The organism is Streptomyces sp. NPDC044002 (genome assembly GCF_056434525.1).
In genome coordinates this window covers 3285-22080 of sequence record NZ_JBWKEZ010000103.1, presented here as the reverse complement: position 1 = coordinate 22080, position 18796 = coordinate 3285, and the positions used below count along the sequence as shown (strand labels likewise).

The 18796-nt window shown below is 70.0% G+C and carries 13 protein-coding genes; 6 read left to right on the top strand and 7 right to left on the bottom strand.

Going from position 1 to position 18796, the window contains the following annotated elements; all coding sequences use genetic code 11:
- Nucleotides 1–175: 175 nt before the first annotated feature.
- From AC07A6_RS39195 to AC07A6_RS39175, 5 genes are all read right to left on the bottom strand, one after another.
- Complete coding sequence (locus tag AC07A6_RS39195) at nucleotides 176–1168, bottom strand: PAC2 family protein (RefSeq protein WP_386275433.1); 993 nt, start codon at nucleotides 1166–1168, stop codon at nucleotides 176–178.
- Nucleotides 1169–1294: 126 nt separating this feature from the next.
- Complete coding sequence (locus AC07A6_RS39190) at nucleotides 1295–2902, bottom strand: glycerol-3-phosphate dehydrogenase/oxidase (protein WP_478780288.1); 1608 nt, start codon at nucleotides 2900–2902, stop codon at nucleotides 1295–1297.
- Between the two features lie 39 nt (nucleotides 2903–2941).
- Nucleotides 2942–4468 carry a glycerol kinase GlpK gene (gene glpK / locus AC07A6_RS39185; RefSeq protein ID WP_362471749.1) on the bottom strand — a complete coding sequence of 509 codons (1527 nt, stop codon included), beginning with the start codon at nucleotides 4466–4468 and terminating at the stop codon, nucleotides 2942–2944.
- Nucleotides 4469–4547: 79 nt separating this feature from the next.
- A complete protein-coding gene (locus AC07A6_RS39180; RefSeq protein WP_385762238.1) occupies nucleotides 4548–5330 on the bottom strand; it encodes an MIP/aquaporin family protein in 783 nt (260 codons plus the stop codon).
- A 325-nt stretch (nucleotides 5331–5655) separates the two neighbouring features.
- Nucleotides 5656–6423, bottom strand: coding sequence for an IclR family transcriptional regulator (locus AC07A6_RS39175; protein WP_362471755.1), 768 nt, complete (start codon nucleotides 6421–6423; stop codon nucleotides 5656–5658).
- Between the two features lie 250 nt (nucleotides 6424–6673).
- Here AC07A6_RS39175 and metH point away from each other — a divergent pair, with 250 nt between their 5' ends.
- The 4 genes from metH to AC07A6_RS39155 all read left to right on the top strand — a co-directional run bounded on the left by metH (nucleotide 6674) and on the right by AC07A6_RS39155 (nucleotide 14740).
- Entirely contained in the window at nucleotides 6674–10186 is a 3513-nt protein-coding gene (gene metH / locus AC07A6_RS39170) for a methionine synthase (protein WP_478780287.1), read from the top strand.
- Between the two features lie 112 nt (nucleotides 10187–10298).
- The gene (locus tag AC07A6_RS39165; RefSeq protein ID WP_362471761.1) at nucleotides 10299–11000 is read left to right on the top strand and encodes an HAD family hydrolase; all 702 of its coding nucleotides are present in this window, start codon (nucleotides 10299–10301) and stop codon (nucleotides 10998–11000) included.
- Nucleotides 11001–11481: 481 nt separating this feature from the next.
- Nucleotides 11482–13086 carry an ABC transporter substrate-binding protein gene (locus AC07A6_RS39160; protein ID WP_362471764.1) on the top strand — a complete coding sequence of 535 codons (1605 nt, stop codon included), beginning with the start codon at nucleotides 11482–11484 and terminating at the stop codon, nucleotides 13084–13086.
- 70 nt (nucleotides 13087–13156) lie between these two features.
- Nucleotides 13157–14740, top strand: coding sequence for an ABC transporter substrate-binding protein (locus AC07A6_RS39155; RefSeq protein WP_362471766.1), 1584 nt, complete (start codon nucleotides 13157–13159; stop codon nucleotides 14738–14740).
- A 74-nt stretch (nucleotides 14741–14814) separates the two neighbouring features.
- Here AC07A6_RS39155 and AC07A6_RS39150 read toward each other — a convergent pair whose 3' ends face one another.
- Together AC07A6_RS39150 and AC07A6_RS39145 are read right to left on the bottom strand one after the other, a co-directional pair.
- Nucleotides 14815–15486: a response regulator transcription factor gene (locus AC07A6_RS39150; protein ID WP_362471768.1), complete on the bottom strand. Its 672-nt coding sequence runs from the start codon at nucleotides 15484–15486 to the stop codon at nucleotides 14815–14817.
- Nucleotides 15487–15549: 63 nt separating this feature from the next.
- Entirely contained in the window at nucleotides 15550–16434 is an 885-nt protein-coding gene (locus AC07A6_RS39145) for a RecB family exonuclease (RefSeq protein WP_362471770.1), read from the bottom strand.
- A gap of 221 nt (nucleotides 16435–16655) precedes the next feature.
- Between AC07A6_RS39145 and AC07A6_RS39140 the strand changes: the two genes are divergently transcribed.
- Entirely contained in the window at nucleotides 16656–17789 is a 1134-nt protein-coding gene (locus tag AC07A6_RS39140) for a site-2 protease family protein (RefSeq protein ID WP_386272860.1), read from the top strand.
- Nucleotides 17790–17807: 18 nt separating this feature from the next.
- Entirely contained in the window at nucleotides 17808–18704 is an 897-nt protein-coding gene (locus AC07A6_RS39135) for a tRNA (adenine-N1)-methyltransferase (protein ID WP_007263187.1), read from the top strand.
- Nucleotides 18705–18796 lie beyond the last annotated feature (92 nt).

Here is an 18796-nt window from a genome sequence, read left to right as displayed (position 1 = left end):
ACGCCGGCGGGGCTATAGATAGCCCCGCCGGCGTTTGAGGCGAACGGGGTCAGGGGCGGAGCCCCTGGGAACGGTGGAAGGGCGGGTAGGGGACCCCGCTCCGCGCAGCGGCGCCCCGGTACCGGCGTACGGCGCGGCCTGCCCGCGCAGCGGCGCCCCCGGCCCGCCCGCAGGGCTACGCCTCCGGGGGGTCGGACGGGTCGTCCGGAGCCGCCGGGGGCTGGGGTTCCTCCCCGGAGGGGTCCGGCTTGCGGCGCGGCGGCCGCGTCAGCCCGCTGGAGGTGTCCCGCAGGTACGAGCCGTCACCCGGCTGCTCCGCGGCAGCGGAGGGGTCCCGCCGCCGCAGGTACCGCTCGAACTCCCGCGCGATCGCGTCCCCCGACGCCTCCGGCAGATCGGCGGTGTCCCGCGCCTCCTCCAGCGTCTGGACGTACTCCGCCACCTCGCTGTCCTCGGCGGCCAGTTGGTCCACGCCCAGTTGCCACGCCCGCGCGTCCTCCGGGAGCTCGCCGAGCGGGATCCGGATGTCGATCAGGTCCTCCAGCCGGTTCAGCAGCGCCAGCGTCGCCTTCGGGTTCGGCGGCTGCGACACGTAGTGCGGCACCGCCGCCCACAGCGACACCGCCGGGACCCCGGCGTGCGTACAGGCCTCCTGGAGCACGCCCACGATCCCCGTCGGACCCTCGTACTTCGTCTCCTCCAGGTCCATCGTCCGCGCCAGGTCCGCGTCCGAGGTCACCCCGCTCACCGGCACCGGCCGCGTGTGCGGGGTGTCGCCCAGCAGCGCGCCCAGGATGACGACCATCTCGACGCCCAGCTCGTGCGCGAACCCGAGCAGCTCGTTGCAGAACGACCGCCACCGCATGGACGGCTCGATGCCCCGTACGAGCACCAGGTCGCGCGGCTTCGCCCCGCCGATCCGGACCACCGAGAGCCGCGTCGTGGGCCAGGTGATCTTCCTGACCCCGTTGTCCAGCCACACCGTCGGCCGGTTGACCTGGAAGTCGTAGTAGTCCTCGGCGTCCAGCGCCGCGAAGACCTCGCCCTTCCACTCCCGGTCCAGGTGCGCCACCGCACCGGAGGCGGCGTCGCCCGCGTCGTTCCAGCCCTCGAACGCGGCCACCATGACCGGGTCGATCAGCTCGGGCACGCCCTCAAGCTCGATCACCCAGGTCTCCTTCCGAAGTTCCTTGCGTACGTGGGCCAGCCTAAGCCTTCGCGGTACGTCGGCCACAGCCCACGACAGAGGGGCGGTTCCCCTCGGAACCGCCCCTCTTCCCCACCTGCGTACGAGCTATGCCTTGCGGCCCAGCATCTCCTCGACGCGGGCCCGTACGGCCTCGTCGTCCAGGCCGCGGACCGTCACCGTCGTACGGCGGCGCAGCACGTCGTCGACCGTCTCGGCCCACTCGTGGTCACGGGCGTAGGCGACCTGCGCCCAGATCTCCGGACCGTCCGGGTGGATGCGCTCGGCCAGCGCCGGGTCCTCGTTCGCCAGGCGGGCGATGTCGAAGGCCAGCGAGCCGTAGTGCGAGGCCAGGTGGCGGGCGGTCAGCGGGTCCATGCGGGCGCCGGGCTCGCGGTCCACCAGCAGGCGGTGCGCGACCGCGTTCGGGTTGGCGACACCGGGCAGCGGGACGCGGCGCACGAGGGACTTCACCGGCTCCATGTCCTCGGTCAGCGGGCTGCCGGGGAGCTTGGCGAGCTTGTCCATGACCACGCGGCCGATGTGGCGGTACGTGGTCCACTTGCCGCCGGCCACGGACAGCATGCCGCCCGCGCCCTCGGAGACGACCGTCTCGCGCTTGGCCTTCTCGACGCCGCCGGGGCCGCCCGGGAGCACGCGCAGGCCGGCGAAGGCGTACGTCATCAGCGAGCGGTCGAGGTCGGCGTCCTTGATGGAGAACGCGGCCTCGTCCAGGATCTGCTGGATGTCGGACTCGGTGGCGCGCACGTCCGCCGGGTCGCCCTCGTACACCTCGTCGGTGGTGCCGAGCAGCAGCTGGTCCTCCCACGGGAGGGCGAAGGTGATGCGGTACTTGTCGATCGGGGTGGCCATGGCGGCCTTCCACGGCGACTTGCGCTTCATGACGATGTGCGCGCCCTTGGAGAGGCGGATCGACGGCATCGAGTGCTTGTCTTCCATGCGCCGCAGGTGGTCCACCCACGGGCCGGTGGCGTTGAGCACGACGCGCGCGTCGACTCCGAACTCGGTGCCGTCCAGGCGGTCCTTGAGCTCGGCGCCGGAGACCCGGCCGCGCGTCATGCGCAGGCCGGTGACCTCGGCGTGGTTGAGGACGACCGCGCCGGACTCGACGGCCGCGCGGACCGTCATCACGGCGACGCGGGAGTCGTTCATCTGGTGGTCGTAGTAGACCGCGACGGCCTTGAGGTTGTCCGTCTTGAGGCCGGGGTTGTCGGCGACGGCACGGGCCGGCGATATGACCTTGCCCATGCCGTCGCCGAAGGCCGAGAGGGCGGAGTAGGCGAAGACGCCCGCGCCCAGCTTGGCCGCACCCACCGGACCGCCCTTGTAGACCGGCAGGTAGAAGGTGAGCGGGTTGACCAGGTGCGGGGCCACGTCCTTGGCCAGTACCCGCCGCTCGTGGTGGTTCTCCGCCACCAGCTTGACCGCGCCGGTCTGCAGGTAGCGCAGACCGCCGTGGACGAGCTTCGAGGAGGCCGAGGAGGTGGCGCCGGCGAAGTCGCCGGCGTCCACCATCGCAACCCGCAGACCCGACTGCGCGGCGTGCCAGGCCACCGAGGTGCCCAGGATCCCACCGCCGATGACCAGCAGGTCGTACGTGGCCTTCGAGAGCTGCTCACGGGTCTCCGCGCGGCTCGCGTTGGCACCGGAAGTCGGGTGCGTGCCCAGGGCGGGAACGCTCTGCAGGGTGCTCATATCTCTTTCAGCTCCTCGTCGATCGGCTCAGCCGGTGCGTCAGCTGGCGTCTTCGTCGTCGATCCAGCCCATGGACCGCTCGACGGCCTTGAGCCAGTTCTTGTACTCGCGGTCCCGCTGGTCGGCGGGCATCCGCGGGGTCCACTCCGCCGCGCGGCGCCAGTTGGCGCGCAGGGCGTCGGTGTCGGGCCAGAAGCCGACGGCCAGGCCGGCGGCGTAGGCGGCGCCGAGGCAGGTGGTCTCGGCGACCATCGGGCGCACCACGGGGGCGTCCAGGAAGTCCGAGAGCGTCTGCATCAGCAGGTTGTTGGAGGTCATGCCGCCGTCGACCTTGAGGGCCGCCAGCTCGACGCCGGAGTCCTTGGTCATGGCGTCGGTGATCTCGCGGGTCTGCCAGGCGGTGGCCTCCAGGACGGCACGGGCGATGTGCGCCTTGGTGACGTACCGGGTGAGGCCGGCGATCACACCGCGGGCGTCGGAGCGCCAGTACGGGGCGAACAGGCCGGAGAAGGCCGGTACGAAGTAGGCGCCGCCGTTGTCCTCGACCGAGAGCGCGAGGGTCTCGATCTCGGCCGCGGTCTTGATCATGCCCATCTGGTCGCGCATCCACTGGACGAGCGAGCCGGTGACGGCGATGGAGCCCTCCAGGGCGTAGACCGGCTTCTGGTCGCCGATCTGGTAGCCGACCGTGGTCAGCAGGCCGCTGTAGGAGTTGATGATCTTGTCGCCGGTGTTCATCAGCATGAACGTGCCGGTGCCGTAGGTGGACTTCGCCTCGCCCTCGGCGAAACAGGTCTGGCCGAAGAGGGCGGCCTGCTGGTCACCGAGCGCCGAGGCGACCGGGACGCCGGCGAGGACGCCGTCCTTGACGTGGCCGTAGACCTCGGCGGAGGACTTGATCTCGGGGAGCACGTTGAGCGGGACGCCCATCGACTCGGCGATCTTCTCGTCCCAGGCCAGGGTGTGCAGGTTCATCAGCATGGTGCGCGAGGCGTTGGTCACGTCGGTGACGTGGTGACCGCCCTGGGCGCCGCCGGTGAGGTTCCAGATGACCCAGGAGTCCATGGTGCCGAAGAGGATGTCGCCGGCCGCGGCGCGCTCGCGCAGGCCCTCGACGTTGTCGAGCAGCCAGCGGACCTTCGGGCCGGCGAAGTAGCTCGCCAGCGGCAGGCCGGTCTCGCGGCGGAAGCGGTCCTGGCCGACGTTGCGGCCGAGCTCCTTGCACAGGGCGTCGGTGCGGGTGTCCTGCCACACCAGCGCGTTGTGCACCGGCTCGCCGGTGTTCTTGTCCCACAGGACGGTGGTCTCGCGCTGGTTGGTGATGCCGACCGCCTTGACGTCGGCGGCGGTGATCTCGGCCTTGGCGATGGCGCCGGCGACGACCTCCTGGACGTTGGTCCAGATCTCGGTGGCGTCGTGCTCGACCCAGCCCGGCTTCGGGAAGATCTGCTCGTGCTCCTTCTGGTCGACGGCGACGATGCGGCCGTCGCGGTCGAAGACGATGCAGCGGGAGGAGGTGGTGCCCTGGTCGATCGCGGCGATGAAGGGGCCGGTGCTGCTGGTCATGATGGCTGCTCCTGGCAGGTCTGTTGAGTAGGCGGAATCAGGAGGGCGGTGCGGATCTTACGAGCGCGGCCGAAGCTGATCAGGCGAACGCGATGTTGTACAGACCGCCGGCGAGCGCGGCACCGACGAGCGGGCCGACGACCGGGATCCAGGAGTACCCCCAGTCCGAGCCGCCCTTGTTGGGCAGCGGGAGCAGGGCGTGGACGATGCGGGGACCGAGGTCGCGGACCGGGTTGATGGCGTAGCCGGTCGGACCGCCGAGGGAGAGGCCGATGCCGACGACCACGAAGGAGGTGATCAGGACGCCGATGACGCCGAGGCCCTTGCCGCCGTCCTGGAGGCCCTGCGTCAGGATCGCGATGACCAGGACGAAGGTGCCGATGATCTCCGTGGCGAGGTTCTGGACCACGTTGCGGATCTCGGGGCCGGTGGAGAAGATGCCGAGCACCGGGCCGGCCTGGTTGTGCGGGTGCGGGTCCTCGGGACCGAGCTTGGCGTCCTTGATGTTCTCGGGGTCCGCCAGGTGCGCGGCGAACTGGCCGTAGTAGGTGACCCACATCAGGACCGCTCCGAGCATGGCGCCCAGCAGCTGGCCCGCGAAGTAGACGGGGACGTCACCCCACTCGCCGGTCTTCACGGCGATGCCGACGGTGACCGCCGGGTTGAGGTGCGCGCCGGAGAGCGGCGCGGAGACGTAGGCGGCGATCAGGACCGCGAAGCCCCACCCGAAGGTGATCGCGAGCCAGCCCGCGCCGCGGGCCTTGGAGCTCTTGAGCGTGAGGGCGGCGCACACGCCGCCGCCGAGCAGAGTGAGCAGGGCGGTACCGATGGTCTCGCCGATGAAGATGTCGGAGCTGGACACCCGCGACTCCTTTGTCTTACGTCCAGGGGTGGGCGGACACCGGGTCCCTCCGGTGGTCCACACACTCGGTGAGTGCTTCACCGGTCCATGGCCTCGCCACAGCCTAACGCGTATTGCCGGTAGGTGTTCGACAATGCCGACCGATGAACGGCAGTTTTCCGCCTGGGTGAAGAACGCGTCAAGGGCTGACCAGGTCAAAGAACCGGATCGTTACCACTCGGTACGATCGACCAAATCCGGCCAATGGCTGCTCGGAAAACGCCAAAGTCCACCCGAATGGCTCGTGAGGTGGGCCATTGGGTGGACCGAAGGCGTCAGGTCAAGCTCAGAACCGGCCCGCGCCGAGATCGCGCGAAACCGACCGCGCGCAGTCCCGCACGGAGGCCACCAAGGCCGGCCGGGGCTCCCCGGACTCCCCGCAGACCCGCTCCACGGCGCCCGCGACGGCCACCGCGCCGACCGGCATCCGCCGCCGGTCGTGGATGGGAGCGGCCACCGAGGCGATGCCCTCCCAGGTCTCCTCGACGTCCGAGGCCCAGCCGCGGGCCCGGGTCAGGTCCAGCAGCTCCTCGAAGCCCGCCGCGTCGGTCACCGTGCGCGGCGTGAAGGCCTCCCGCTCCGCGTCCAGGGCCTCCGTGTGCGCCACCGGGTCGTAGGCCGACAGCACCTTGCCCAGGGCCGTGGAGTGCAGCGGCTGCATCGCCCCCACCTCCAGCACTTGACGGCTGTCGTCCGGCCGGAACACGTGGTGCATGATCAGCACCCCGCTCTGGTGGAGCACCCCCACGTACACGCTCTCGCCGCTGGCCCGGGCCAGGTCGTCCGTCCACACCAGCGCGCGGGCGCGCAGCTCGTGCACGTCCAGGTAGCTGTTGCCCAGCCGCAGCAGCTCCGCGCCCAGCTGGTAGCGCCCGGAGGCCGGGTCCTGCTCCACGAAGCCCTCGGCCTGCAGCGTCCGCAGGATCCCGTGCGCCGTGCCCTTGGCCAGGCCCAGGGCGGACGCCACGTCCGAGAGACCCAGCCGGCGTTCCCCGCCGGCCAGGAGCCGCAGCATCGCAGCGGCTCGTTCGAGCGACTGGATGTTCCGTGCCATCGCGCAGCCTCCTGCTGACGTAGTTCGACAATGCTGAACACTATCGGTCGATGCCGACCTCGTGCATGGTTGGGTGATTCACGGTGCGGCGCGCCCGGGGCACCCTCCCACGCGGCTCCCGGCCACAGGATGCAGTCCGCCACGTGGGACGCCCTCACCGGGGCCGCCGCCGCGCGGTTACCCTGACCGCGTGCACCCTTGACACAGAGGGTGCAAAGCCGACAGCCGTCGCAGCCCAGGGAGCTCAACCATGGCCTCGTTGCCGAACCCGCCCGCAGACACCCAGACACGGGCCGATGCCCTCCGAGAGGCGCTCGCGACCCGCGTGGTCGTCGCCGACGGAGCCATGGGAACCATGCTCCAGGCACAGGACCCCTCCATGGAGGACTTCCAGCAGCTTGAAGGCTGCAACGAGGTCCTGAACGTCACCCGCCCCGACATCGTGGCCAACGTGCACCGCGAGTACTTCGAGGCCGGCGTCGACTGCGTCGAGACCAACACCTTCGGCACGAACTACGCCGCCCTCGCCGAGTACGACATCGCCGAGCGCAACCACGAGCTGTCGGTCGCCGGCGCCCGGATCGCCCGCGAGATCGCCGACGAGTACACCGCCTCCACCGGACAGCAGCGCTGGGTCCTCGGCTCCATGGGCCCCGGCACCAAGCTGCCCACCCTGGGCCACATCGACTACGGCACCATCCGCGACGCCTACCAGATCAACGCCGAAGGCCTGATCACCGGCGGCGCCGACGCGCTCCTCGTGGAAACCACCCAGGACCTCCTGCAGACCAAGTCCTCCATCGTCGGCGCCCGCCGCGCCATGGAGGCCCTCGGCGTCTCCGTCCCGCTGATCTGCTCCGTGACCGTGGAGACCACCGGCACGATGCTGCTGGGCTCGGAGATCGGCGCCGCGCTCACCGCGCTGGAGCCGCTCGGCATCGACATGATCGGCCTGAACTGCGCCACCGGCCCCGCCGAGATGAGCGAGCACCTGCGCTACCTCGCGCGCAACTCCCGCATCCCGCTCTCCTGCATGCCCAACGCCGGCCTGCCCGTCCTCGGCAAGAACGGCGCGCACTACCCGCTGTCCGCCGCCGAGCTCGCCGACGCTCAGGAGACCTTCGTCCGCGAGTACGGCCTCTCCCTGGTCGGCGGCTGCTGCGGCACCACCCCCGAGCACCTGCGCCAGGTCGTGGAGCGGGTCCGCGGCCTGGACCCGGCCGTCCGCGACCCCCGCCCCGAGCCCGGCGCCTCCTCGCTCTACCAGACCGTCCCGTTCCGCCAGGACATCTCGTACATGGCGATCGGCGAGCGCACCAACGCCAACGGGTCGAAGAAGTTCCGCGAGGCCATGCTCGAAGCCCGCTGGGACGACTGCGTGGAGATGGCCCGCGACCAGATCCGCGAAGGCGCGCACATGCTCGACCTGTGCGTGGACTACGTCGGCCGCGACGGCGTCGCCGACATGCAGGAGCTCGCCGGACGCTTCGCGACCGCCTCCACCCTGCCCATCGTCCTGGACTCCACCGAGGTTCCCGTCCTCCAGGCCGGCCTGGAGAAGCTCGGCGGCCGCGCCGTCATCAACTCCGTGAACTACGAGGACGGCGACGGCCCCGAGTCCCGCTTCGCGAAGGTCACCCGCCTGGCGCAGGAGCACGGTGCTGCGCTGATCGCCCTGACCATCGACGAGGAGGGCCAGGCCCGCACCGTCGAGCACAAGGTCGCCATCGCCGAGCGCCTCATCGAGGACCTCACCGGGAACTGGGGGATCCGGGAGTCGGACATCCTGATCGACACCCTCACGTTCACGATCTGCACCGGTCAGGAGGAGTCGCGCAAGGACGGGATCGCGACGATCGAGTCGATCCGCGAGCTCAAGCGCCGCCACCCGGACGTGCAGACGACCCTGGGTCTGTCCAACATCTCCTTCGGCCTGAACCCGGCCGCCCGCGTCCTGCTGAACTCCGTCTTCCTCGACGAGTGCGTGAAGGCCGGCCTGGATTCGGCGATCGTGCACGCGTCGAAGATCCTCCCGATCGCCCGGTTCGACGAGGAGCAGGTCAACACCGCCCTCGACCTCATCTACGACCGGCGCGAGGGCGACTACGACCCGCTCCAGAAGCTGATGGCCCTCTTCGAGGGCGTCAACACCAAGTCGATGAAGGCCGGCAAGACCGAGGAGCTCCTCGCCCTGCCGCTGGAGGAGCGCCTGCAGCGCCGCATCATCGACGGCGAGAAGAACGGCCTGGAGGCCGACCTCGACGAGGCCCTGCTGACCCGCCCCGCCCTGGACATCGTCAACGACACCCTCCTGGAGGGCATGAAGGTCGTCGGCGAGCTCTTCGGCTCCGGCCAGATGCAGCTTCCCTTCGTGCTCCAGTCCGCCGAGGTCATGAAGACCGCGGTCGCGCACCTGGAACCCCACATGGAGAAGAGCGACGACGAGGGCAAGGGCACCATCGTGCTCGCCACCGTCCGCGGCGACGTCCACGACATCGGCAAGAACCTCGTCGACATCATCCTGACCAACAACGGCTACAACGTCGTCAACATCGGCATCAAGCAGCCGGTCTCCGCGATCCTCGAAGCCGCGCAGGAGCACAAGGCCGACGTCATCGGCATGTCCGGCCTGCTGGTCAAGTCCACGGTGATCATGAAGGAGAACCTGGAGGAGCTCAACCAGCGCAAGCTGGCGGCCGACTACCCGGTGATCCTCGGCGGCGCCGCCCTGACCCGCGCCTACGTCGAGCAGGACCTCCACGAGATCTACGAGGGCGAGGTCCGCTACGCCCGGGACGCCTTCGAGGGCCTGCGGCTGATGGACGCCCTGATCGCCGTCAAGCGCGGAGTCCCCGGCGCCACCCTGCCCGAGCTCAAGCAGCGCCGCGTCGCCAAGCGGGACACCCCCGCCCTCCAGGTGGAGGAGCCGGAGGAGACCGGCGGCCGCTCCGACGTGTCCGTCGACAACCCCGTCCCCACCCCGCCCTTCTGGGGTACCCGCGTCATCAAGGGCATCCCGCTCAAGGACTACGCCTCCTGGCTGGACGAGGGCGCCCTGTTCAAGGGCCAGTGGGGCCTCAAGCAGGCCCGCGCCGGCGGGGCCACGTACGAGGAGCTCGTCGAGAGCGAGGGCCGTCCGCGCCTGCGCGGCCTCCTGGAGAAGCTGCACACCGAGAACCTCCTGGAAGCGGCCGTGGTCTACGGCTACTTCCCCTGCGTCTCCAAGGGCGAGGACCTGATCATCCTCGACGAGCAGGGCAACGAGCGGACCCGCTTCACCTTCCCCCGCCAGCGCCGCGGCCGCCGCCTGTGCCTCGCCGACTTCTTCCGCCCGGAGGAGTCCGGCGAGACCGACGTCATCGGCCTCCAGGTGGTCACCGTCGGCTCGAAGATCGGCGAGGCCACGGCCAAGCTGTTCGAGTCCGACTCCTACCGTGAGTACCTGGAGCTGCACGGCCTCTCCGTCCAGCTCGCCGAGGCCCTCGCCGAGTACTGGCACGCCCGGGTCCGCGCCGAGCTCGGCTTCGGCGGCGAGGACCCCGAGAAGGTCGAGGACATGTTCGACCTCAAGTACCGCGGCGCCCGCTTCTCGCTCGGCTACGGCGCCTGCCCCGACCTGGAGGACCGCGCGAAGATCGCCGACCTCCTCCAGCCGGAGCGGATCGGCGTGCACCTCTCGGAGGAGTTCCAGCTCCACCCCGAACAGTCCACCGACGCCCTGGTTATTCACCACCCCGAAGCGAAGTATTTCAACGCACGCTGACACGGACCGGCGTACACTGGTCGGTCCCAAACAGGCCGGTCACCTGTTCCCGAGGGGGAGATCCCTGCGGGTCGAGGTGGCCGGCCTTGTCGTCCCCACGAGAGGCGTACGCATGACCAGCACCGTTCCCGCACCCGTCGCCCGCACGGCCGACGGGCACGCCCTGCAGGCGGTGCTGCTGGACATGGACGGCACCCTCGTCGACACCGAGGGCTTCTGGTGGGAGATCGAGGAACAGATCTTCCTGGAGCTCGGCCACCGCCTGGACGAGTCCTGGCGGGACGTGGTCGTCGGCGGCCCCATGAGCCGCAGCGCGTCCTTCCTCATCGAGCGGACCGGAGCCGATATCGGCCTCGCCGAGCTGAGCGTCCTGCTCAACGAGCGGTTCGAGGCCCGCATCGCCGACCAGGTCCCCCTCATGCCCGGCGCCGAGCGCCTGCTGAGCGAGCTGGCCCGGCACAACGTGCCCACCGCCCTCGTCTCCGCCTCGCACCGCCGCGTCATCGACCAGGTGCTGCTCACCCTCGGCCGCGACCGCTTCACGCTGACGGTCGCCGGCGACGAGGTACCCCGTACCAAGCCCCACCCCGACCCGTACCTGATCGCCGCGGGCACCCTCGGCGCGCACCCCTCGCGCTGCGCCGTGATCGAGGACACCGCCACCGGGGTCGCCGCCGCCGAGGCGGCCGGCTGCCGGGTCGTGGCCGTCCCCTCCGTCGGCGTCATCGAGCCCGCGCCCGGACGGACCATCGTGCGCTCGCTGGAGGACGTGAACCTCCCCTTCCTGCGCTCGCTCATCACTACGATGAACTGAGCGCACACGCTCCGTACCGAACAGAAACGGGGTGAGCCGGAGGTTCGGCGAGAGGATCTTCCGCTCTTAACCCCGGAGGCCGAAATTCCATCCTCTCCGTGAGCGAAAATTCAGGTGACCTTGGTCACCCGGGAAGCCCCCGCCGAGCCCGCACACGGGCTCCGGGGGCTTCCTTTGTGTCCGGATTGATCATCTCCTGACCGCATCTGCGAGGACTCCGGCATAAGCGGTAAGTCCGCACCCATCACGGTGCGATTACACCCCAACTCCTGCCAGTTCCAGCCATCCCGCCCCAGCCCACTAATGTCGACGCGGGCACTCCGCACGCACCCTTGCCGCACCGGCCGCGCACCCTTGCGCCGGTACGCGCGTGGACCGATCGTCAAACACCGGCCCGATCGTTCCGCCCTGAACGGGCGACCGCCGCGAAGTGCCCTCTACGCCGCTTTGAACAAGTGCCGGGTGAGGGAGTACTTCCAGCATGAACCGCAAGACCATGGTGCTGACGGCCGCGATCGGCCTGCTCACCCCCGCGCTGTCCGCATGCGGCAGCGCGAGCGGCGGAGGAGCAGCGTCCGGAGCGATCGTCGTCGGTACCACCGACCGGTTCGAGGCCGCCGACTACGCCCCCGCCCCCTTCGACCCCGCCTACGCCTACGACGCCGGCGCCTGGAACATCCTGCGCCAGACCGTCCAGACGCTCGTGCACACCCCGCGCGGCGGCGGCCAGCCCGTCCCCGAAGCCGCCTCCGACTGCCGCTTCACCGACACCGGCAACGAGAGCTACCGCTGCACCCTGCGGCCCGGCCTGAAGTTCGCCAGCGGCGACCCGGTCACCGCCAAGGACGTCAAGTTCTCCATCGACCGCGTCCGCGCGATCAAGGACGAGAACGGCCCCTCCGCCCTCCTCTCCACCCTCGACACCGTCGAGACCAAGGGCACCGACACCGTCGTCTTCCACCTGAAGACCGCCGACGCGACCTTCCCGTACAAGCTCGCCACCCCCGCCGCCGGCATCGTCAGCGAGAAGAACTACGAGGCCAAGAAGCTCCGCCCCGGCTTCACCGTCGACGGCTCCGGCCCCTACACGATGAAGGCCGAGGTCAAGGACAACCACCTCGTCCGCGCCGTCTTCACCAAGAACCCGAACTACAAGGGCGACATCAAGCTGCAGAACGACAAGGTCGAACTGCGCACCTTCGACGACTCCGCCACCATGGGCAAGGCGCTCACCGACGGGAAGATCCACGTGGTCTCCCGCACCCTGTCGCCCGCCCAGATCACCGAGTTCGCCAAGACTCCCCCCAAGGGCGTCAAGCTCACCCCGATGCCCGGCCTGGAAATCCGCTACATCGGCTTCAACACCGACGCCCCGACCGTCAGCAACAAGGCCGTGCGCCAGGCCCTCGCCGCCGCCGTCGACCGCAACAACGTGATCTCCAAGGTCTACGGCAAGTCCGCGCAGCCCCTGTACTCGCTCGTCCCCACCGCCGTGCCCGGCCACGTCAACTCGTTCTACAACAAGTACGGCGAGGCCAACACCGCCAAGGCCGCCGACATCCTCAAGGCCGCCGGGGTCAAGCCCCCCGTCAAGCTGACCCTGAACTACACCACGGACCACTACGGCGACGGCACCGCCGCCGAGTTCGAGGCCCTCAAGACCCAGCTGAACTCCACCCAGCTGTTCGACATCACCGTCCAGGGCAACGAGTGGGGCACCTTCCGCCCCGCCCAGAAGAAGGGCGACTACGCCGCCTACGGGCTCGGCTGGTTCCCCGACTACCCGGACCCCGACAACTTCCTCGCCCCGTTCCTGGAGCAGGACAACTTCCTGGGCACGCCGTACGCCAACACCGCGGTGCGCACCAGGCTCATCCCCGAATCCCGCCGCGCGGCCGACCGCAACGTCGCCGTGCCCGCGATCACGGAGATGCAGGACATCGTCGCCGACGACGTCCCCGTCCTGCCCCTGTGGCAGGGCAAGCAGTACGTCGCCGCACGCGACGGGATCACCGGAGTGGAATGGTCGGTCAACGCCATCTCCGACCTCCAGCTGTGGGAACTCGGCCGGGGTGTCAGCGGCTGAGACCGGCAGGACCGGCGGCGGACGTCGCAGGCCGGAGCAACGACCAGACAAGACTGTGAAGGACATCAGCGTGAAGAGACGTAACCAGTGGTTGGCAGCCCCGCTCGGCGCGGCCACTGCCGCAGCGCTGCTCAGCGGTTGCGGTTCGCAGGACGGCTCCGCCGCCGGCAACGGCAAGGGCGTGGTCATGGGCATATCCGACAAGGTGAAGTCCGTCGACCCCGCGTCGGGCTACGACCCGGGCTCCTGGCTGCTCTTCAACAACGTCTTCCAGTCCCTGCTGACGTTCCCCAAGGGCGGCACCACCCCCGAGCCCGACGCCGCCCAGGCCTGCAACTTCGAGGGCGGCGACAGCAAGGTGTACAAGTGCACCCTGCGCAGCGGCCTGAAGTTCAGCAACGGCAACAGCCTCACCTCGAAGGACGTCAAGTTCTCCTTCGAGCGCACGCTGAAGATCAACGACGCCAACGGCCCCGCCGTGATGCTCTCGTCGATCGCCAGCATCGACGCCCCCGACGAGAAGACCGTCGTCTTCAAGCTGAAGTCCTCCGACGCCACCTTCCCCAGCAAGATCGCGTCGGGCGCGGGCGCCATCGTCGACCACAAGGAATACCCGGCCGACAAGCTCCGCACCGACAACAAGGCCGTCGGCTCCGGCGTCTACAAGCTGGACGCCTTCAGCGAGAAGAGCGCCAACTTCTCGGTCAACGACTCCTACAGCGGCAAGGCCAAGGCCAAGAACACCGGCGTCACGCTGAAGTTCTTCAACGGCGACCAGGCCGGCCTCAAGACCGTCCTGGAGAGCGGCGACGTCGACTTCGCCTTCCGCGGCCTCGCCGCGAAGGACATCGCCGGCCTCGCCGCCACCAAGACCGGCGACAACAAGGTCGACGTCGTCCAGGGCACCGGCGCCGAAGTCGAGCACATGGTCTTCAACGTCAACGACCCCGTCGTCGGCAAGCTCCCCGTTCGCAAGGCGATCGCCTACCTCGTCGACCGCGAAGCGCTCGTCAAGGACGTCTACGCGGGCACCGCCGCCCCGCTCTACTCCATCGTCCCGGCCGGCATCGCCGGACACACCACCCCCTACTTCGACCGCTACGGCGGCTCGCCCCAGCTGGAGAAGGCCAAGGCGGTCCTCAAGGCCGCCAACATCACCGGCAAGATCAAGCTGACCCTGTGGTCCACGCCGTCCCGCTACGGCCCCTCCACCGACCACCAGTTCCAGGTCATCGCCAAGCAGCTCAACGACAGCGGCCTCTTCGACGCCGACGTCAAGTCCGTCGAGTTCGAGCAGTACGAGAAGGACATCGACGCCGGCAAGTACGGCGTGTACGTCAAGGGCTGGGTCCCCGACTACCCCGACGCCGACAACTTCACCCAGCCGTTCTTCGGCCCGGACAACGTCCTGCGCAACAACTACGACAACAAGGAGATCACCGGGACCATCATCCCGGCGACCTCCACCAAGTCCGACCGCACCGCGGCCAACACGGACTACACCCGCCTCCAGGACATCGTCGCCGACGAGCTCCCGGTCCTCCCGCTCTGGCAGAGCAAGCAGTACGCCGTCGCCCGCCAGAACGTGACCGGCCTCCAGTGGTCCCTGGACGCCTCCACGGTCTTCCGCTTCTGGGAGATCAGCAAGGGCTGACCCGCCCCGGACACACCTCCGCCCCGGCACCCGAGAAGGGAGCCGGGGCGGAGCCGTGCCCGAACCCGTACGCGCTACTGCGCGCCCGGACGCACCAGACCGCTCTCGTACGCGTACACCGCCGCCTGCACCCGGTCCCGCAGACCCAGCTTCGTCAGCACGTGCCCCACGTGCGTCTTCACCGTCGTCTCGCTGACGAACAGGTCCGCCGCGATCTCCGCGTTCGACAACCCCCGGGCCACCAGCTTCAGCACCTCCACCTCGCGCTCGGTCAACGTCCCCAGCGTGTCCGGCAGGCTCTGCTCACCCGACGGCAGATGACCGGCGTACTTGTCCAGCAGCCGCCGCGTGATGCTCGGCGCAAGCATCGCCTCACCCCCCGCGACCACCCGGATCGCCTGCACCAGCTCGTTCGCCGGCGCGTCCTTCAGCAGGAACCCGCTCGCCCCCGCCCGCAGCGCCTCCACCACGTACTCGTCCAGATCGAACGTGGTCAGCACCAGCACCTTCGCCGGCCCGTTCCGGTCCGGCCCGGTGATCTGCCGCGTCGCCTCCACCCCGTCCATCCGCGGCATCCGGATGTCCATCAGCACCACGTCCGGCTGCAACGCCCGCACCTGCTCCAACGCCTGCAGACCGTCCCCGGCCTCACCCACCACCACGAGGTCCCCCTCCGCCTCCAGGATCATCCGGAAGCCGGTGCGCAGCAGTGGCTGGTCGTCGACCAGCAGGACGCGGATCGCCACGGGGTACCTCGTATTCGTCGGGCGGCAACGGCGGACGCCGCCCATTCTGCCCTGGCCGGGGTATCAGGAACCGGCCGGGCGGTCCGCCCCGTCCCGCGGCCGCACCACCAGCGGATACACCGGGGGAGTACCCCCGAACTCCGGACACACCGCCTGGTGGTCGCACCAGCCGCACAGCTTCGTCGGCCGCGGCCGCCAGTCACCCGTCTCCGTCGCCTCCCGGATCGCCTCCCACAGCGCGTGCAGCTTCCGCTCCACCCGCTCCAGGTCCGCCGGCACCGGGTCGTACGTCAGCACGTCCCCGCTCCCCAGGTACACCAGCTGCAGCCGCCGCGGCACCACCTGCCGCAGCCGCCACACCACCAGCGCGTAGAACTTCATCTGGAACAGCGCGCCCTCCGCGTACTCCGGCCGCGGCGCCTTGCCCGTCTTGTAGTCGACGATCCGCACCTCACCCGTCGGAGCCACGTCCACCCGGTCGATGATCCCGCGCAGCCGCAGCCCCGACTCCAGCTCCGCCTCCACGAAGAACTCCCGCTCCACCGGCTCCAGCCGCGTCGGGTCCTCCAGCGTGAACCAGCGCTCCACCAGCGCCTCAGCCTCCGACAGCCAGCGCGCCAGCCCCGCCCCCTCGTCCCCCTCCGGGAACAGCTCCGCCAGCTCCGGCTTCGCCTCCAGCAGCCGCTCCCACTGCCCCGGCAGCAGCTCCTTCGCCCGCGGCACCGTCCGCTCGTGCGCCGGATGGTCGAAGAGCCGCTCCAGCACCGCGTGCACCAGCGTCCCCCGCGTCGCCGCAGCACTCGGCTTCTCCGGAAGCCGGTCGATCACCCGGAACCGGTACAGCAACGGACACTGCATGAAGTCACCGGCCCGCGACGGGGACAGCGAGGTCGGCCGGGAAGCACCCGAAGAAGCATCTGCGGAACCGGCACCGGGGGTCGTCGTCATGCCTGAAACCCTACGACCCGGGACGGACAGCACGCGCATACCATCGACTAAGGGCCCCTCGCACTGCATGATCGGAGCATCACACCGCGCAACAGCGCACCGCGCCACCGACCCGACGCGGCCCCCCGGAAGCACCGCACGAACGAAGGAAAACCGTGGCAGACACCGACGAAACCGGCGAGCGCAGCTCCAAGCGCTCCGACCCGGGCGGCGGCATCCTCATGGGCCGCCCCTTCGGCGTGCCCGTCTACGTCTCGCCCAGCTGGTTCCTCGTCGCCGCGCTCATCACCTGGGTCTTCGGAGACCAGCTCGACCGGGTCCTGCCCGACCTCGGCCCCGCCCGCTACCTCGTCTCCCTCTTCTTCGCCGTCGCCTTCTACGCCTCCGTCCTCGTCCACGAACTGGCGCACACCATCGCCGCGCTCCGCTACAAGCTCCCCGTGCGCCGCATCCAGCTCCAGTTCTTCGGCGGCGTCTCCGAGATCGAGAAGGAGTCCGAGACCCCCGGCCGCGAATTCGTCCTCGCCTTCGTCGGCCCCCTCCTCTCCCTCGCCCTCGCCGGAGCCTTCTACCTCGGCATGAAGGCCGTCCACCCCGCCACCGTCCCCGGCGTCCTCCTCGCCGGCCTGATGATCTCCAACCTCCTCGTCGCCGCCTTCAACCTCCTGCCCGGCCTCCCCCTCGACGGCGGCCGCATGCTCCGCGCCGTCATCTGGGGCATCACCGGCAAACCCATGACCGGCACCATCGCCGCCGCCTGGGTCGGCCGCGCCCTCGCCGTCACCGTCCTCATCGGACTGCCCCTCCTCACCCAGACCGGGATCCTCGGCAACCCCACCCAGGAAATCGGCGGCATGGACACCGTCATGGACGCCCTCCTCGCCGCGATCCTGGCCGCCATCATCTGGACCGGCGCCGGCAACAGCCTCCGCATGGCACGCCTGCGCGAACACCTCCCCGAACTCCGCGCCCGCGCCCTCACCCGCCGCGCCATCCCCGTCCAGACCGCCACCCCCCTCTCCGAAGCCCTCCGCCGGGCCAACGAAGCCGGAGCCCGCGCCCTCGTCGTCGTCGACGGACAGGGCGACCCCACCGCCATCGTCCGCGAGACCGCCATCGCCTCCGTCCCCGAACACCGCCGCCCCTGGGTCGCCGTCAGCACCCTCGCCCAGGACCTCACCGACGGCATGAAGGTTTCCGCGGACCTCACCGGCGAAGAACTCCTCGACCACCTCCGCGCCACCCCCGCCACCGAATACCTCGTCCTCGAACCCACCGGCGAGATCTACGGCGTCCTGTCCACCCTCGACGTCGAGAAGGCCTTCGTGAAGGCCATGGCACGGCCCCAGTCCTGAACCCAATACACTGGTCACATGTCCGAACCGACCGGTGCCGCCCGCCGACGCGGGCCCTTCGAGGTCGGGGACCAGGTTCAGCTCACCGACCCCAAGGGCCGCCACTACACGTTCACGCTCGAAGCCGGGAAGAATTTCCACACCCACAAGGGTTCCTTCCCGCACGACGAGCTGATCGGTGCTCCCGAGGGCAGTGTTGTCCGTACCACGGGGAACGTCGCGTACCTCGCGCTGCGCCCCCTGCTCCCCGACTATGTCCTGTCCATGCCCCGCGGTGCCGCCGTGGTCTACCCCAAGGACGCGGGCCAGATCCTGGCCTTCGCCGACATCTTCCCCGGCGCCCGCGTCGTGGAGGCAGGAGTGGGCTCCGGCTCCCTCAGCAGCTTCCTGCTGCGCGCCATCGGCGACCAGGGCATGCTCCACAGCTACGAGCGCCGCGCGGACTTCGCCGAAATCGCCACGGCCAACGTCGAGCGCTACTTCGGCGGCCCGCACCCCGCGTGGCAGCTGACCGTCGGCGACCTCCAGGACAACCTGTCCGACACCGACGTCGACCGCGTCATCCTCGACATGCTCGCCCCCTGGGAGTGCCTGGAGGCCGTCTCCAAGGCCCTCGTCCCCGGCGGCATCCTCTGCTGCTACGTGGCCACCACCACCCAGCTCTCGCGCACCGTCGAGTCCATCCGCGAGTTCGGCTGCTACGCCGAACCGCAGCCGTGGGAATCGATGATCCGCAACTGGCACGTCGAAGGCCTCGCCGTCCGCCCCGACCACCGGATGATCGGCCACACCGGCTTCCTGGTCACCGCCCGCCGCCTCGCCGACGGCGTCGAGCCCCCCATGCGCCGCCGCCGCCCCTCCAAGGGCGCCTACGGCGAGGACTACGAGGGCCCCGGCAGCGACCGCTCCGCGTAGCGCACCCCGCCCCAACACGAAAGCGGTGTGGGGGGGGGGGGGGGGGGGGAGGGGGGGGGGGGGGAAAGAGGCCCCTCTTGTGTTGGGGGAGG